The organism is Flavobacterium franklandianum, assembly GCF_007097365.1.
GTDB classification, from domain to species: domain Bacteria; phylum Bacteroidota; class Bacteroidia; order Flavobacteriales; family Flavobacteriaceae; genus Flavobacterium; species Flavobacterium franklandianum.
This window is the reverse complement of the sequence record NZ_VJZR01000007.1, coordinates 95,930-112,041: the sequence shown is the minus strand read 5'-3', so window position 1 is coordinate 112,041 and position 16,112 is coordinate 95,930. Positions and strand designations below refer to the sequence as shown.

17 protein-coding genes are annotated in these 16,112 nt (G+C 33.7%); 2 read left to right on the top strand and 15 right to left on the bottom strand.

Annotation, left to right across the window (positions count from 1 at the left end; genetic code table 11):
- Positions 1-156 precede the first annotated feature (156 nt).
- Both FNW17_RS09750 and FNW17_RS09745 read left to right on the top strand, forming a co-directional pair.
- The gene (locus tag FNW17_RS09750) at positions 157-1,038 is read left to right on the top strand and encodes an SDR family oxidoreductase (protein ID WP_185965291.1); all 882 of its coding nucleotides are present in this window, start codon (positions 157-159) and stop codon (positions 1,036-1,038) included.
- A 111-nt stretch (positions 1,039-1,149) separates the two neighbouring features.
- A complete protein-coding gene (locus FNW17_RS09745; protein ID WP_235893001.1) occupies positions 1,150-1,431 on the top strand; it encodes a four helix bundle protein in 282 nt (93 codons plus the stop codon).
- A 316-nt stretch (positions 1,432-1,747) separates the two neighbouring features.
- Here the strand turns inward: FNW17_RS09745 and FNW17_RS09740 are convergent, their stop codons facing one another.
- The 15 genes from FNW17_RS09740 to FNW17_RS09675 all read right to left on the bottom strand — a co-directional run bounded on the left by FNW17_RS09740 (position 1,748) and on the right by FNW17_RS09675 (position 15,894).
- Positions 1,748-3,079 (bottom strand): O-antigen ligase family protein, encoded by a 1,332-nt coding sequence (locus FNW17_RS09740; protein WP_143391473.1) that lies wholly within the window; start codon positions 3,077-3,079, stop codon positions 1,748-1,750.
- Between the two features lie 36 nt (positions 3,080-3,115).
- Positions 3,116-3,295 (bottom strand): FkbM family methyltransferase, encoded by a 180-nt coding sequence (locus FNW17_RS16780; RefSeq protein WP_143391472.1) that lies wholly within the window; start codon positions 3,293-3,295, stop codon positions 3,116-3,118.
- A complete protein-coding gene (locus tag FNW17_RS09730) occupies positions 3,282-3,719 on the bottom strand; it encodes an FkbM family methyltransferase (protein ID WP_185964839.1) in 438 nt (145 codons plus the stop codon). The genes FNW17_RS16780 and FNW17_RS09730 overlap by 14 nt, the downstream gene beginning before the upstream one ends.
- A 114-nt stretch (positions 3,720-3,833) precedes the next feature.
- Positions 3,834-4,841: a hypothetical protein gene (locus FNW17_RS09725; RefSeq protein WP_144071525.1), complete on the bottom strand. Its 1,008-nt coding sequence runs from the start codon at positions 4,839-4,841 to the stop codon at positions 3,834-3,836.
- A gap of 5 nt (positions 4,842-4,846) precedes the next feature.
- Complete coding sequence (locus FNW17_RS09720; RefSeq protein WP_144071524.1) at positions 4,847-5,851, bottom strand: glycosyltransferase family 2 protein; 1,005 nt, start codon at positions 5,849-5,851, stop codon at positions 4,847-4,849.
- A complete protein-coding gene (locus tag FNW17_RS09715; protein ID WP_144071523.1) occupies positions 5,841-7,388 on the bottom strand; it encodes a glycosyltransferase family 2 protein in 1,548 nt (515 codons plus the stop codon). Before FNW17_RS09715 ends, FNW17_RS09720 begins: the two co-directional genes overlap by 11 nt.
- Positions 7,389-7,392: 4 nt before the next feature.
- Complete coding sequence (locus FNW17_RS09710; RefSeq protein WP_235893265.1) at positions 7,393-8,202, bottom strand: FkbM family methyltransferase; 810 nt, start codon at positions 8,200-8,202, stop codon at positions 7,393-7,395.
- The gene (locus tag FNW17_RS09705) at positions 8,199-9,443 is read right to left on the bottom strand and encodes a glycosyltransferase family 4 protein (protein WP_144071522.1); all 1,245 of its coding nucleotides are present in this window, start codon (positions 9,441-9,443) and stop codon (positions 8,199-8,201) included. Before FNW17_RS09705 ends, FNW17_RS09710 begins: the two co-directional genes overlap by 4 nt.
- A 231-nt stretch (positions 9,444-9,674) precedes the next feature.
- Positions 9,675-10,082, bottom strand: coding sequence for an endonuclease domain-containing protein (locus FNW17_RS09700; RefSeq protein ID WP_143391463.1), 408 nt, complete (start codon positions 10,080-10,082; stop codon positions 9,675-9,677).
- 177 nt (positions 10,083-10,259) lie between these two features.
- Positions 10,260-11,333 (bottom strand): glycosyltransferase family 4 protein, encoded by a 1,074-nt coding sequence (locus FNW17_RS09695; RefSeq protein ID WP_143391462.1) that lies wholly within the window; start codon positions 11,331-11,333, stop codon positions 10,260-10,262.
- Entirely contained in the window at positions 11,326-12,723 is a 1,398-nt protein-coding gene (locus FNW17_RS09690) for a hypothetical protein (RefSeq protein ID WP_144071521.1), read from the bottom strand. Before FNW17_RS09690 ends, FNW17_RS09695 begins: the two co-directional genes overlap by 8 nt.
- Positions 12,720-13,463 (bottom strand): hypothetical protein, encoded by a 744-nt coding sequence (locus tag FNW17_RS09685; protein WP_144071520.1) that lies wholly within the window; start codon positions 13,461-13,463, stop codon positions 12,720-12,722. The genes FNW17_RS09690 and FNW17_RS09685 overlap by 4 nt, the downstream gene beginning before the upstream one ends.
- The gene (locus FNW17_RS16655; RefSeq protein WP_262710848.1) at positions 13,435-13,563 is read right to left on the bottom strand and encodes a hypothetical protein; all 129 of its coding nucleotides are present in this window, start codon (positions 13,561-13,563) and stop codon (positions 13,435-13,437) included. Before FNW17_RS16655 ends, FNW17_RS09685 begins: the two co-directional genes overlap by 29 nt.
- 51 nt (positions 13,564-13,614) lie before the next feature.
- On the bottom strand, positions 13,615-14,736 hold the full coding sequence (gene neuC, locus FNW17_RS09680; RefSeq protein ID WP_143391459.1) for a UDP-N-acetylglucosamine 2-epimerase: 1,122 nt from the start codon (positions 14,734-14,736) through the stop codon (positions 13,615-13,617).
- A 750-nt stretch (positions 14,737-15,486) separates the two neighbouring features.
- Complete coding sequence (locus FNW17_RS09675) at positions 15,487-15,894, bottom strand: endonuclease domain-containing protein (protein WP_144071519.1); 408 nt, start codon at positions 15,892-15,894, stop codon at positions 15,487-15,489.
- Positions 15,895-16,112 lie beyond the last annotated feature (218 nt).

The window sequence follows — 16,112 nt, the reverse complement described above, 5'->3', positions numbered from 1 at the left end:
AGTTCATAGTTGCTATGTTCAAAAAGAATTTTCTATATCTGTCTTCTTTAACAATTTTGACTATGTTTCTATGTAGTTAAAAAATACTTTCCTGTTTTTACTATGCATGCCTACTAATTATTTTCCTTATATTTACATTTCTAAAAAAATAAAACTATGGATTTCTCAGCAAAAATGCTTCGGGACGATGCCTTAAAAGGCAAAGTGATTGTGATAACGGGTGGCGGAAGCGGTTTAGGCAAAGCGATGACCCGCTATTTTATGGAACTTGGAGCGAAAGTGGCTATCAGTTCCCGAGATTTGGAGAAATTACAAACTACAGCCAAAGTACTCGAAACGGAAACAGGCGGAACTTGTCTGGCAGTGCAATGTGATGTAAGGCATTACGACCAAGTCGAAAATATGCTGCAAGAAGTCCTGAAAACCTATGGCAAAGTAGATGTATTGCTCAACAATGCTGCGGGAAATTTCATCTCTCCAACCGAAAGATTATCGGCCAATGCCTTCGATACGGTCATTGACATTGTACTCAAAGGCTCCAAAAACTGCACACTTGCTTTTGGAAAACATTGGATAGATAGCAAGCAAACAACGGCAACCATATTGAATATTGTGACAACCTATGCGTTTACGGGTTCAGCTTATGTGGTGCCAAGTGCTGCGGCAAAAGCGGGTGTTCTGGCGATGACCCGAAGCCTTGCGGTAGAATGGGCAAAATATGGAATTCGTTCCAATGCGATTGCACCGGGACCTTTCCCTACCCAAGGTGCCTGGGATAGACTATTACCAGGCGACCTCGCGGATAAATTTGATATGGCCAAAAAAGTGCCTTTGGGAAGAGTCGGAAATCATCAGGAATTGGCGAATCTCGCGGCTTACTTGGTGTCGGATTTTTCAGGCTACATCAACGGTGAAGTCATTGTGATTGATGGTGGCGAATGGCTGAAAGGTGCAGGAGAATTCAACATCCTCGAAGCCATACCCGAAGAACTGTGGGATCAATTGGAAATGATGATTAAGGCGAAGAAAAGGAGTTAGCGGGTTGCAGACGGCGGGTTTCAGGAAGCAGGAGGCTGAAAACAGATTGGATAAATATAAATTATGAGATTTCAGGATTTACTAGCTTATAAGAAATAATTTGAATTAGCAATGGAAATATTTTCTATTTCAAAAAGTTTTCCTTCTGAAGAAAAATATTCATTGACAGATCAAATTAGGCGTTCTTCCAGAAGTGTATCGGCGAATATCTCAGAAGCAACAAGAAAAAGAAAATATGAAAAACATTTTGTTTCGAAATTAACAGATAGTGATGCTGAAAATACTGAAACTCAAGTATGGTTAGTATATGCAAATGCTTGTGATTATATTAATAAAAATGATTTAGAAACCTTAACATCAAAAAGCCTTGAAGTTGGTAAGCTATTAAACTAAATAGAAAGAATCAATTATTGTCGTATTTAAACAGTTACACATTTAATCTTACCATATAAGGCATATAAGTTCACATAAGCGATTCAATCAAAAACTTAAATGTTCTTATATGCCTTATATGGTAAAAAAAACGACACTATTTTGTTCTCATTACTTATATGATGAATAATCCAGATAAATTTTTATAAATATTTCAATATGCAACTGCATACAATCTGCCAACTGAAATCTGCTACATGAAATCTGCTACATGAAATCTGCAACCTGCCAACTGAACACTCCTACCTGAAATCTACCTCCCGCTCCCTGTAACCTCCTATTTACTGTTCTTTTCAAAATAAATATTCAGCAACGACAACGAATACACAAAGGCCGGTGCAGCCGTTCGCATCGCAGCATGATTGATGGTCAAGAACCAGAACGCTAAGAAACACAGCAGAAACATATTGAATTTGTTCTCGACATATAAAAACAAGGGGGTAAAAAACAGGATCAGCAAACCCACAACCCCCAAGGAACCGTGTTCGGCCAGCATACGGGTGATTTCGTCATGGGACAAAGTCCCGTCTCCAGTCTCCTCTTTACGCAACTCAACCCCCTTACCCACGCCCACACCAAATATAGGATTCTTCAAGAAAAGATTGATTTCACCTTTAGCTACTTCTTCCCTTCCTGAAAACTTGCTTTCTTTAGTTCTTCCTGCAGCATCCTGATTGGCATACCGTTTATCAATAAGCCCTCCCGTTTGAAAGGAAGTATAAGTCCAAGTTGCGACCATCGCCACTGCAATAAAAACCATAACATAATTGAGTTTGACCCTGCCCTTAAAATTCGATTTGTAATAAAGAAACAACAACAACAAGAGAATCATCAGAAAGCCCGTAATTATACCCCCTCGAGAGAAGGTCACCATACCCCGATAACTCATATTGATGGCAATAAAGAGATTTATACCTAACATAAATTTTGTCCTAGACTCCAGAATAGTTCTAGAGAAAAAGATAAACATCCCTAACCCTAAAAAAGTAGCTACTTGGTTAGGACCAAAACCTCCGGAAGTTGAAAAATTGGATTGGGTACTGGTAATCACATCTCGAATGTTTGGCGTATAAAAAGTCAGATACACCATACAAGTTACAATGGGCAACCCCATGCTGAGAATAATGGAATTCATCTGCTCTACGGGAATCTTTCTTCTGAAGGTGTAGATGGAAGCCACCCCCAAACAGACTGGCCCTGAGATGTTAAAGGCGATAGAATTCCGCATATTAGTTTCAAAATTGAGCACAAAAGTGGTAAGCACTATACCGGGTACCAAAAGCAATAGAAAAATCCAATAGGGTGTCGCCCCCTTGGAGAAGCCACTATAGTACATCCCCATAAAAATAAATAACATTACGCCATATTTGGATATTTCATACAAGGGATTGCCCCCAGTCATCCGCAGGAAAATTTCACTTCCTACGACATAGCCAGCTACAATCAAGGCTTCACTTTTCTTATTTTGAGTCTTAATAACATAATAGATTCCCACGATAAAAATAGCATAGCCATATATTTTAGCTACAAAAGGAAGTAAATAGACCAAAAATCCCAACACCGCATGGAAGAAGATTATTTGAAAATAGGTAATGTCTTCTTTTTTCATGTACAACTATTATTTATGATCTAGTGTTATTAGGTTTCAATATAAATTATTCTGAACAGTATTCTTTTTGTTGGTAAGATAGATCTGTTTTGTTTGAGATTTCCCTATTTGGCTAGGAACCAATTTTTTAAATCCAAATAATTCCTTTTCACCTCCCTCAATATCAATTTTCAATAAGTCGATGAATTCTAAATTGTTTTTTTTATATAATTTCATCAATTGTAATGGATTGAACTGTATCAACAATATTTTGATGGCTCAAACTACCTTCAATTTGTGTAACAAAACCCCAATTTCTATAACCTTTATCAACTACATTCAAAACAAGATTTGCCTGATTTGATAACGCTCTTTTATGTAAAAAAATGTTTTTGTGGTTTTTACTATTTATTTCCAACATTTTAAAATTAGCTTTTTCAGGCTCTATTGCTATTATTTTGGCTTTTGAATAATTTTTGTTAAAATACAAAGTTGCTAAACCAATATTAGCCCCAGCATCAATTATAAATTTTGGTTCATCCCTTAAATGTATATTATATTCTTTGAATGTAAATATTTGATGAAAAGTTAATAAATCGGTTGATTTTGGTCTTAAATTTATTGGAAATGAATACCCAGGTAAATAAATCTTTTTTGACAAACGCAATAATACAATTAGATTCACTAAACTATACATAATTACTTGTTCTAAACGGACGAATATTTTTTTACCATTTTAATTTTTAATGTTTTTAATTCAGAACAAATGTTATTTTTATAATACTTCCCTTCTAGTTACTATTAATATCCTTTTTATATAATTTTTTGGATGTAAATATTCCTCACTCCATTTCAGATTATTCTTTCCCATTTCAAGGTATTTTTTATCCTTCAGTAAATATTCGATTTTTTCAGGTAGCTCTATATAAGAGGAACGACTTGACAATTTCTCATAATGGGTATACTCTTGAAAATTTTCAATTGCATTATTTAATGGAGTTGTTATAACAGCTTTGCCAAATAATAAATATTCGCCAATTTTCCATCCAGGAGTGTCTTTTAAACCATCGTCTGCAACCCCTATGTCTGATTGTCTTAAGATTCCAAAATATCTTTTTAATGATGTTTTTTTCACATCCAACAATAAATCTGGTGCTAATGTAGAGGACAAACCATCAGGAAACAAACCCACAGAAGCATTTTTGAAATTCTTTTTTAGTATTCTACATCCCTCTATTCTAAATTCATTTTGCATCTTCCTGCGCTCTTTTTCATCAGTATCAATGTGATTTTCAGGATTCCACAAACTAGTATAAAAAATCACTTTGCCATTATTATCATTTACTTCTTTTGACAACTTTCTGACATCCATTGCATTATGAGAAGAATTTGTAAAAGTATTAAAATAATCTAATGAACGAATCATTTCAATTCGATTCGCTTTATTGATTAAATCTTTGAATTTAAATTTAGTCAATAGATGCAACGATTTGTAGGAATAATTGACTTGTAAGTTCAACAGATAAACATTTCCTTTTACATCGCTTATCCTTAATGATCTTTTGAAATAATAATTATAGTTTTCGGGATTATCTAGAAATTTCGTGTCATCTGAATAATCTAAATAATAAGTCTCATTGTTGAAGTAAAGTATCGCTCCGGTCCAAGAAATTTTAGAATTCATTCGAATATCAAATTCAATATTATTTTCTTCACAAAAAAACAAATACGAAAAAACAATCATATTGTGATGTGGAGTCCAATGATGAATTTCTAATCTCATAATTATTATTTCAGATTCAAATTTGGCTTATTCAAAAGCAAACTCCACCAACCAATTGTTCTTCCTATTGCTTCGGTAAAGGCTACCTTTTTTTTGGTTGTGGTAAATGTATTGGTAAATCGGATTAAAGTCAACAAAATGGTAATAGAATGCCATTTAATTTTGGCATTGAGTGAAGGTTTCGGATTTTTGACTCTCCAAACATACCAACCGTTGCGAACTACCATTTTGCCATATCGGTATTGGTTGGGTCTTCCTGAGGGATGATGAAAATGACTCAACTGCGCTTTGGTGTTAATGACATTTTTACCAAACTGCAAGGCTCGGATACTAAAATCGGCATCTTCATACAAGCCATAGCCTTCAAAATAGGGAGAAAATCGAATGGAATCAACTACTTTTCTGCGAAAAGCAAACGACATTCCTATCAATAAATCTACTTCATAAGTTTTGCCGTTCAAAGGGAAACCACAGGTTTTTCCGTGTGAATAGTCAGGCATGCGTCCTAGACCTAAATTAGATTGTAATCCCAAATAATTGCGAACCACATTGCGCTGTCCTTCCTTATAAACAAATCCTTCCCATAGGTAATATTGATTCTTATTGTAGTTTTTGTTGGGCTCAGCCAATGTCCAACTATTTTCATTAATAGCGACTCCTCCAACACCTGAAACATCTTGATTATCTTCGAAAGTTTTAATTATTTCTTCGAAATAATTAGTTGACAAAACGGTATCATCGTCCAAGAAAGCGATGACTTTCATTGCACTACCGGCTTTTTTTACGCCATAATTTCGTTGCTTGGTCAATCCTCGATGCTCGGGTGGAACCGCAAAATAATGCAAATTCTCAAATTTATTTTCTTTTAGAATAGTTGCAGTTTGCGAATTTGTTGAACCATCTATTATCAGAATTTCATCGGGATATAGAGTTTGCTCTTGAACAGATTGCAATAATTGCAACACCGATTCAGGACGCATATAAGTACAAATGATTAAACTAAATTTCATTTTGTTTATTTAATTTGTTAGCCCAAAAAACACTTCTTTGCCATTGTTTTTGAAAATAAATATAATATCTGATTGGGTTTTTAATCGTTTGAAATTTATAATACTTAAAGAACAAAATGGTTTTATAATTATTCATTTGTTCTTTTGAACAATGTGCCATTTGATACAACATTATAGTTGGCGAAGGCTTCGGCTGAATACTTTCGTTATGCCACCTCAACACGGGTTTAGTCCTAAAACCACCCACAGGAGCTTTCAAATGTAGTATTTCAGGTTCTGGCAGATACAAAATATCATACCCTAAATTGCGCAATTGCATTCCGAAATCGCCATCTTCACCATAACCAAACTCAAAGGCTTTATTGAATTTTACATCCGTCAAAATAGCTCTTGGAACAAAACTATTTCCCGCACCAAAAGTGGGCCATTGAATTACTTTGGTGTATTTCTTAATTTCATTTTTTTGAGGATAAGATGTAGTTACCACTTCATTTCCATATTGTTCAACCTTGCTAAAAATATCCGATAATAAAGTAGCCTCAAACCGATTGTCATCATCTGCCAAGAAGACCCATTCACTTTGAGTTTCATTCAACGCCAAATTACGGGCATTGCAAACACCCGCTTGATGGGTGAAAATATGTTGAATTTCAAACGGCCATTTTTCATTGGTTAAATAATCCAATTCGGTTGTGCTTTCAGTTTCTGGATTTTGTTCAACAATGATAATTTTTTTGGGCAAAAGGGTTTGTTTCGAGAAATCTTTCAAGACATCATACAGATAATTTTTTCTACCAATAGTTGGAATAATGACATCTACTGTAGCTTTGTCAATTACTTTTCTGGAGGATTGCACTTTAATATCATCCAAATTAATGTTTGTCTTACTTCTATTTTTATAAAAAAGGGAAAACAGAAAAGGCAAAAGGGGAAATTTTCGTTCGTAAATAAATAAATTGAACAACAACAAGAAAACCCAACGCGTTCTATAATGTTGTTTTACAAAACGAAACAGCGTGTATTGGCTTGTTTTAGCTATAATACTTTTAGATTCATTCTTCAAAAGTTGTGGCTCGGAATAGCACAATAATCCTTTGGGCATCATTAATTTTCCTAGAGAACACAGAAAATAATCGAAGTTTTTATCTAAAGTGATTTCATTATTCAATGCCAATAAAACTTCCGAATTAACACAACCCACAATACTACTCATTTGCCAAGTGGGAAAAGGAACCGCTTTATTAATTTGGATAAAAAGGGAAGCGTCTATATAACCAATGGCCGAGTCTAAAAATGGAATATCGGACGGATTATAGGAAAGTAATACTTTCTTGTGATGCAATAATTTTTCAATTGCCGAAACATTGAGTTGTAGCTTGAAATCAATATGACACCAAACCAGAATTTCCTCTGGATGATTTTTTGCCACTTCAATAAGAGCAGAGGAAATAGATTTAAGACTAAATTTATCTACATCAAAAGCCTTGACATTAGCCAGTTCTACAACAGTTGCGCCATTATGATATACAATCAGCATAGCTTTATTGATTTACAGATGCTCCTGCAAAAGTGATGATTTCATTCTTTCGGAATCGTACTGTTTTGTATGGATAGTTCATTTTCTTAAAAAATTCTTCCACTTTAATGTACGTTGCCGCTCCTTCTACAATATGATACGAGGCAATGGCAAAATTAGGTTTCAGATTTTCGATGGTTTGTACGCATCCGTCCAAAGCTTCTATTTCGGCTCCTTCAATATCCATTTTTATGAAATCTAATTTTTTAATATTGTTTTTCGTTACCCAATGATCAATTCGTACGGCTTCTTTTTTGACACATTTATCAGTATCTGGAATCCAGACAGCCGAGGAACCTACTGTTCCCGCTTCATAAAAATCAACTAATTTGTTTTCATTCCACAACAACAACTCTTCAATTCTAATGTTATCCAAAAGGTCGTTATTCAGTTGCTTGTTGCTATTTATTCTTTTAATATTAAATGTATCAGGTTCAAAAGCATAAACAATTCCGTTTTTCCCCACCAATTTAGAAAAGAAAATGGACAAATGCCCGCAATTGGCTCCTGCATCCAAAACCACATTATTAGGTTGTACTTTATAAAAATGTTGGTAGTAATTAAAATCGGGAACGATAAAATACAAGGCTTCATTGGTTATTAAAGAAACTTCCTTAAAAACAGTCTTGAAAACTATTTTGTTTTCGCTGTTTATAACTAACTGATATGAAGTATTTTTGGGTTTATTGATACTGTAATACACCAACTTGATTTGCTCTTTTATTCCTCCATTGGGGAAAAGTGCACTTATTATTTTTTTTATTTTTTTCTTCATTTTGATGCTATGCATTTCTTATAAAACGACAAACTTTGTCTTGCTACTGTTTCATTACTAAATTTAAGAATTACCTTTTTTCTGGCGGCGACACCAAATGCTGACTGTAATTTCGGATTTTCAAGCAGTTCCAAAATTCGTTCTGCATATTTTTTATGCTCTTTGGGATGCACTAAAAAGCCTTCTACTCCATCTTCAATCACTTCTTTAGCCCAACCAATATTGGAAGCCACAATGGGTTTTTGCAATGCCATTGCCTCAATCCAAGAAACAGGCAAAGCCTCCGCAAATGTAGGAAAAACACAAACTCCAGCCGTTTTTATGTGTGATTTTATCTCTTGATACGGAACACTTCCTAAGTAACTTACGTTTTGTAAAGCTTCGTTCGTAAATAATTGCTGCATCATTTGCCAAGTCGATGGATTTCCAGAAACAATATCAGGCACATCTTTGCCTATCAAAATAAGTTTGGTTTCAGGATTTTTTTGAACTACTATATTGAATATCAAAGGCAATTCCAGCAAGCCTTTTTTTCGGATTAAACTTCCAAAATAAAGAATAGTATCCTCACCCCCAACCCCTCTCCAAAGGAGAGGGGAGCTTGGAACACTTAAATTTTTTTGCTCATTTTTACTATTTTTCGCATTGATATTGTGATTGACATTCTCATTACTATTGCTATTGCTATTGAATAAACCAATATCTATAGAATTGGGGATTATAGTAAAATGCTTTTGCAATCCAAAAACTTCATTAGTCAGATCGGCGGTGAATTGGCTAACGGATAATAAAGCATCTGCTTTTTGAAGCGCTCTTTTTTCGTGGAATTTATTTATCCATTTCACAGGACGATTATCCAAATGACAAAAATAAGTATCGGAGCCGTTCAATCTTATTACTATTGGACATTTTTTAGGTTGAATAAAGGAAGTAATTCCGGTCCAATCTGGAGCTTCGACCACATCAATTTCATTATTGGCATACAATTGATTGATAATGCGTTCCAACTTTTTTCGAGTCAACCACCAAGACAATCCTTTGATTTTCAAGTTCTTGATTTGCTGAATCACAATGCCGTTATCCTCGAAACCCCCCTCCTCTTTTTGACCATAAACTAAAACCCGTACCGAACAACCTTCTGCCAAAAGTCCGATAGCCAAGTTCTTGATGCTCGTGCCAATCCCACCAGAACTTCCTGTTTTCGGGTGCGGGTATTCGGGGGTTAGAAAGGCTATTTTCATTATTTTATGCTTATTTTATTTATTTGGGTTTTACACACCACTACCCTTTAGAGAGGGGAATTCGTATCTACTGTAAGGAAATCTATTAGAATTTGGAATATATTCATTATTCTCCTTATAATTATTTGCATTCGTAACTCTCTTCTTGAGAGGGAATTCTCGTATCTACTAAAAAAAATCTATTAGAATTTGATATTTATTTCATTAACCTCCTTATAATTATTTGCATTCCTAACTCCCCTCTTGAGAGGGGTTGGGGGTGTGTTTTTCGTATTCAAAAATATAAAATTCAATCGCTCGAAGTACATTTTCCATATCATTTAATACTTGATCATCACTAAATCGCAAAATAGAAATTCCAAAATCATTCATTCTTTTTTCTTTTATCCCGTCTTTATTATATACTTCCAAAAATTGATGGGAATATCCGTCAACTTCTATTCCCAACATTAATTCGTAACAAAAAAAATCTAAAATATAATTATCAATGGGTTTTTGACGATGAAAATCATAACCATACATTTGTTTTCCTTTCAATTTTAACCACAGAAAAATTTCCGTTTTGGTGGAATCATTCCGCAATTGGCGAGCCAATTCTTTTAGTTTTGGATTGTAGGGTATAATTTTTCTTCTGGTCATAGAATGATTTTTCGCTTTTAATAAATAACACACCCCTAACCCCTCTCAAGAGGGGAATTCGTCCCTGCAAACATAAGATATTTAAGGTTTGAAGAAATATTCGTTATTGTACATTCTTAATTTAGCACTCTTAGCTCACATCTTGAAAGGTGTTGGAGGGTATTTTTATGTTTGTTTTCAATTTAACAACTGTATGTGTTCGTTGACCATTTTCTCTAAATTGAAGTCTTTTTCGATTTGTAAGCTTACATCATTGTCAATTTTTAAATTTTCTAAAACAATGTTTTTCAAGATTTCCGACAAAGCTAAATAGTCTTTCGGTTCAAAGATAAATCCGTTTGTATTGTTTTCAATAATTTCTAAATTCCCTCCAACAGTAGTCGTGATGACAGGTACATTTGCCGCCAAGCTTTCCAAAATAGAAAGACTGAAACATTCCATATAAGTGGGTTGCACCAAATATCGGTAATTGTACAACAATTCATTGAGTTGGGACGAACCTCCTCTAAAATGAATGATTCTCTCCAAATTATTTTCTTTAATCATTTCCAATAATTCATTTTCATAAGGCCCTTCGCCATAGACATCAATTTGAATCTGGCTTTTTATATTTTCTTCCAAAACAGCAACTGCTTTTATCAAGTCCTGAATCCCTTTGGAAGGGCGTAAGTGAGAACATACCACAAATTTATTCGTATTTTCATTCACTCTTTTTACAAAAACCATAGTATCAATTCCGTTATAAATCACACTGGTTTTTTTGTCCAAAAAAGAACCGTAATCCTTTAAAATGTGTTTTCGAGTATATTCGGAAACGCCAATGAACTGGTCGATGTATTGAGAATATAAAATTCCTTTTATTTTATTTTTTAAAATCTTGGAGAATGGAAATCCTTCCAAAGGTCTTGGATTATGATCTACAACAATCGTTTGTTGAATACCCCTAGCTTTTGCCTTTTTGAAAAAAGAGGTACACAAGGATAGGAAATGAGTAACTAAAGTATCGTATTGTAGGTTTTCTTGATTTACTTTTTCCAAGAAAAAGGATTCCATATTTTGGTTATTGGCACTAAAAATGGTTAGTTCGGAATAGAAATCAAAAAATTCATAATTCAAAAAATACCAGTCAATTTCATATCCCAACGTTTTTGCTTTCCTATCATAAGCCACATAAAACCGATCCATCCCGCCAATACGGTTGGGATTTAGAGCATAATTACAAACAATGGCTATTTTTTTTTGTTTAGTCATTAAGTTGGGATAAAGTCGTGGCGATTCGTTTGCTTGTGCCTTCTAAAGATTCACTTACTTGCAGATCAATCATTGCTTTTCTTTCTAGGGTTCTTTGATTTGGATTGCTTAATGCTTCGTTGATTTGGTTTATCAGTTCGGTTTCATTTTTGGCTATCGTCACTGATTGACTATTGACCACTTTTTTGAAATGACCGAAATTCAAAAATCGTTGGTCATTATACAACCCATTATCCTGATTCCCAAAAACGGTATTGATTACGGGTTTGTCAAACAACATAAAATCCAAACTCATCGTCGAACACATATTAATATTCAAATCGACATATTCTAATAAAGAACGTAAATCTTTTATATCCTCTTCCGATGGCACTCGTTGTGACCAACTTTCAGCGTGATTTTCTCGGGTCAAAATCCATTTGGGAACATTCCAAAGTAGCTCTGGAAATTCCTCTCGAATGGCTCTGAATCTCGAATCGTCTTCAGCTGGTGAGGTTCTAACTAATAATTGCACTTTGCTGTTTATGGCATTATTTCTAATGGCATTGGCAATAGCTCGAATTACAATGGGATCATTTGAACCAATGGAAACATCGGCACAACTGTAACATATCGTTTTTAAATTAGCATCCAAACCGAATTTTACATAAAACTCTTCGGCTGTGGTTTTGTATTTGGGCATCACATAAGGCTCAAATTGAGGTGTTCCCACGATTTTTACCTTTTCCTTTTTTACCATTGGATAAAAACACAACAACTCCGATTGCATCAAATGACTCCACACCAAGAAATAATCAAAAGTTCCCAGCATTCTTCCTTTTGATGCCAGATTGTCCCAGCTAAAAATAAAAGTACTGGTAGGTATTTTCAATTGTTGGGCCGCATATAAAAAAGGTGCTAAAAAAGGAGGTCTTTGATGTGTAAAAAATAAATGTGAAGGTTGGTCTTCTTTCAATAATTTCAAATACGATTGGGTAATTTTATTTTTAGAAAAGAACAAAAACTGCAATTTTTCGGCCCATAAAATACTGCTATCCGAATGTGTAAAACGAGTGAAAAAATAAATCAACTTGACTAATACTGCTCGTGCTGAATTATTTTTAGGATAACCTGTAAGCAAATTATCTTTCATTCCATAAAAAGTCTTATGTTTTTGCAAATGGGCTACTTCTTTCCACTTCCTAAAAAACCAAACTGGTTTAGATTCGACATAAACATCTAACTCCTTAATGGTTATTTTGGATTTAGAAATGGTATCATAAGCACTTATTGGTAAGCCAGAATATAGGATTACGGTATCAAATTGTTGTGTGGCTTCGGCAATGAAATCACTCATAATAAAATTACGAAAACCAACACCATCTGTAATTACTATTCCTAGTTTTTTCATTTATTAATCATATTAATCCTGAACTTTTTAAGCTTTTGATTTCGAATTACTTGAATTCTCATTTGTATTCTTTTGTATAATTTTCTAGCACTTTTGATTATAAAAAAAGTTTTATGTTTAAAAACTATAGGCCTAGATTCAATTGTGTTTTCAAAATTCAGTAATTCGAATATTTTGTTAATTCTATCCGTATGTGTTTTGCTTATTCCATAAGTACGTGCATACCAAGTGTGGTATAACAATACTCCTCCATTGGTATCATTAACCAAAGTTGTTAATCCGTCTTCAAGAAAAGGTGTTGAGGCATTTAAAAAAAGAATCCTTTTCCCTTTTCTTCTCAACCAAAAATAAAAACAATAATAGAGTTCATACAAACTTGCTGTTTCATAATTTCCACTTAAACTTTTTAAATCATCATCAAATTCATCTTCTAAAATATAATGATTTTTTAAAACTTCTTGCTTATTCCAAATTAATTCTAGCTCTTTAAAATTGATTATAGAAAAAAAAGTATTGATAACATAAGGACTTTTATGCCTATTTTGAATAACCCCTCCATCCCTAACTCCACTTATCATATAGTCATTCAATTTCATTTCTTCAATTATAGAAAAAATACTTTTTGTATTTACAAACAACACATCTTCATCTGCCATTATTAACCATTCAATACCTTTGCCTTTCAACTTTTTCATCATATAAAAAATACTGTCAAGACCGTAACATACCGTTAGTTCCATCTATAACATATTTTTGAATGTTTTGAGGAAACAATTGGGAACTCTTTTGATAGAGTTCGTGATTGATTACAGTAGTAAGAATTGCAATATTAGAATTCATATTTTTTATTCTTGTTTTCTTGAAAAAACAAATGCTTTTAAATACATTTTTTTATCGGTCTCGAAATTGTTTTTGGTGATTTATTCTCCAAATATCCTCATTTTTGATAGTTTCTAAAAACAATTGGGCGCTATTTCCTTGTCCAAAATCGGCTTTTGTTTTTTGTACTTGATGCTGGTCAATTTTTTTTAAAGCAATTTCTATGCTTTTGATACTATAATCTACATTTACAATTTCTGCATGTACTGCTCTATTTTGTTGTCTTGTCCCAATATTGATAATAGGAATTCCATAATAAGGAGCTTCCCGAATCCCGGCACTGCTGTTGCCAATAATAAATTGGCTGTGTTGCAACAAAGTCAAAAAATATTCGAACCTCAACGAAGGAAAAACTCGGAAACGAGAGTTCTCTTTCAGTTTTTTGTAGCCTTCGATAATGTATTGACTTCCCAAATCATTGTTGGGATAAATCACCACATAATTATGTGTATCCGCTAGCAAAGCCCCCACAAAATCATCGGCATACTGTTGCATGGCTGCGGCTTCGGTCGTTACGGGATGAAACATAACAATAGCAAAAGACTCAAAGGGAATTTGATAATACTCCTTAACGATTTCCAAACTTGGCAATACTGCAGAAAACATAATGTCAATATCGGGTGAACCAATAGTGAAAATAGAAGATTTAATTTCTCCCATTTGTTTCAAGCGTTTGGCGGCATCAGCATTCGAAACAAAATGAATGTGACTCAACTTGCTCACACTATGCCGAATCAATTCGTCAACGGTTCCTGAAACTTCTCCGCCTTCAATATGAGCCACTAAAATATTGTTCAAAGATCCTACTATTGCTCCCGCCAAGGTCTCTACTCTATCTCCATGCACCAGTATCATGTCAGGACTGATAGTCTTTACATAAGCAGATAGTCCTTCAATGGTTTTGGCCAAAGTCAAATCCATCGTAGTTTCGTGGGTATGATTTTCAAAAGTATGCACGTTCTTGAACTGACATCTTTTGATTTCTATCAACGTATAACCATACTCTTCCTGAAGGTGCATACCGGTTACAAAAACAAAAACTTCAAATCCAGATTGTTTTTCAAGAATTTGAATCAGAGATTTAATTTTACTAAAATCGGCACGAGTTCCGGTTAAGAATAGGATTTTTTTCATTTTGAAACATTGATGTTCATTTTCTCGATAGGTGCAAAGATGCTAAAATTATGTTTAAGATTCCGGAGTTTACACGCACTTTTTAAATTCCGGTTTATATTTAATTTAGGATCTTAAAATCTTGGAATTAAAAAGAGAAATTAAATAGATCTATTAATTAGTTTTAATAAATTACACACCCCTAACCCCTATAAATCCAGTTTATATTTGTTTTGGAGTCATTTAATATTAAAGGTTTTTTATTAAGTTTTACATATCTACACACCCCTAGCCCCTCTCAAGAGGGGAATTTAACCCTGCAAAAAGAAGGCTATTAGGATTTGGAAAAAATATTCAAACAAATAATTCATAAATCTATACACGCTTAACTCCTCTAACTACAGTTTATATCTGTATTTGAGCTGTTGAATATTAAAGTTCTTTATTAAGTAATTAAATATTTTACACACCCCTAGCCCCTCTCAAGAGGGGAATTCAACCCAGCAAACAGAAAAACTGTTTGAATTTAGAAAAAATATTCAAATAAATAATTCACAATTATTTGCACTCCTAACTCCCTTCTTGAGAGTAAAATTCAACCCTGTAAACAGAAGGCTATTAGGATTTGGAAAATATATTTAATAAATAATTCATAAATCTATTTTACATACCCCTAGCCCCTCTCAAGAGGGGAATTCAATCCTAAAAACAGAAAAACTGTTTGAATTTAGAAAAAATATTCAAATAAATAATTCACAATTATTTGCACTCCTAACTCCCCTCTTGAGAGGGGTTGGGGGTGTGTTTTTCGTATTCAAAAATATAATTCTCAATAACTCGTATCACATTCTCCATATCTTTCAATACCTGTTCATCACTAAACCGTAAAACATTAATCCCCAATACATTCATTTTTTTTTCTTTTATAGTGTCTTTATTATATACTTCTAAAAACTCATGTGAAAAACCATCCACTTCAATTCCTAACATCAATTCATAACAAAAGAAATCTAAAATATAATTATCAATCGGTTTTTGACGGTGAAAATCATAGCCATACATTTGTTTTCCTTTCAATTTTAACCAAAGGAATATCTCGGTTTTTGTTGAATCATTTCGGAGTTGTCTGGCATATTCTTTGAGTTTCGGATTATAGGGTATGATTTTTCTTTTTACCATTATAACTCTATTTTTAAGTTTCAATAATTTTACACACCCCTAGCTACTCTCAAGAGGGGAATTTGTCCCTACTAACAGAAGTCTATTAGGATTTAGAAAAGTATTTAGCATAAATAATTCATAAATCACACAACCCTAATCCCTCTCAAGAGGGGAATTTGTCCCTACTAACAGAAGTCTATTAGGATTTAGAAAAGTATTTAGTATAAATAATTCAT

Bases quoted from the DNA above. Each gene is read 5' to 3' on its own strand.
- FNW17_RS16655 (WP_262710848.1), bottom strand. From the start codon at position 13,563: ATGAATTCTAATATTGCAATTCTTACTACTGTAATCAATCACGAACTC.
- FNW17_RS09675 (WP_144071519.1), bottom strand. From the start codon at position 15,894: ATGGTAAAAAGAAAAATCATACCCTATAATCCGAAACTCAAAGAATAT.
- FNW17_RS16780 (WP_143391472.1), bottom strand. From the start codon at position 3,295: ATGAAATTATATAAAAAAAACAATTTAGAATTCATCGACTTATTGAAA.
- FNW17_RS09705 (WP_144071522.1), bottom strand. From the start codon at position 9,443: ATGAAAATAGCCTTTCTAACCCCCGAATACCCGCACCCGAAAACAGGA.
- FNW17_RS09750 (WP_185965291.1), top strand. From the start codon at position 157: ATGGATTTCTCAGCAAAAATGCTTCGGGACGATGCCTTAAAAGGCAAA.
- FNW17_RS09745 (WP_235893001.1), top strand. From the start codon at position 1,150: ATGGAAATATTTTCTATTTCAAAAAGTTTTCCTTCTGAAGAAAAATAT.
- FNW17_RS09715 (WP_144071523.1), bottom strand. From the start codon at position 7,388: ATGCTGATTGTATATCATAATGGCGCAACTGTTGTAGAACTGGCTAAT.
- FNW17_RS09710 (WP_235893265.1), bottom strand. From the start codon at position 8,202: ATGAAGAAAAAAATAAAAAAAATAATAAGTGCACTTTTCCCCAATGGA.
- FNW17_RS09700 (WP_143391463.1), bottom strand. From the start codon at position 10,082: ATGACCAGAAGAAAAATTATACCCTACAATCCAAAACTAAAAGAATTG.
- FNW17_RS09690 (WP_144071521.1), bottom strand. From the start codon at position 12,723: ATGAAAAAACTAGGAATAGTAATTACAGATGGTGTTGGTTTTCGTAAT.
- neuC (WP_143391459.1), bottom strand. From the start codon at position 14,736: ATGAAAAAAATCCTATTCTTAACCGGAACTCGTGCCGATTTTAGTAAA.
- FNW17_RS09725 (WP_144071525.1), bottom strand. From the start codon at position 4,841: ATGAGATTAGAAATTCATCATTGGACTCCACATCACAATATGATTGTT.
- FNW17_RS09720 (WP_144071524.1), bottom strand. From the start codon at position 5,851: ATGAAATTTAGTTTAATCATTTGTACTTATATGCGTCCTGAATCGGTG.
- FNW17_RS09740 (WP_143391473.1), bottom strand. From the start codon at position 3,079: ATGAAAAAAGAAGACATTACCTATTTTCAAATAATCTTCTTCCATGCG.
- FNW17_RS09685 (WP_144071520.1), bottom strand. From the start codon at position 13,463: ATGGAACTAACGGTATGTTACGGTCTTGACAGTATTTTTTATATGATG.
- FNW17_RS09695 (WP_143391462.1), bottom strand. From the start codon at position 11,333: ATGACTAAACAAAAAAAAATAGCCATTGTTTGTAATTATGCTCTAAAT.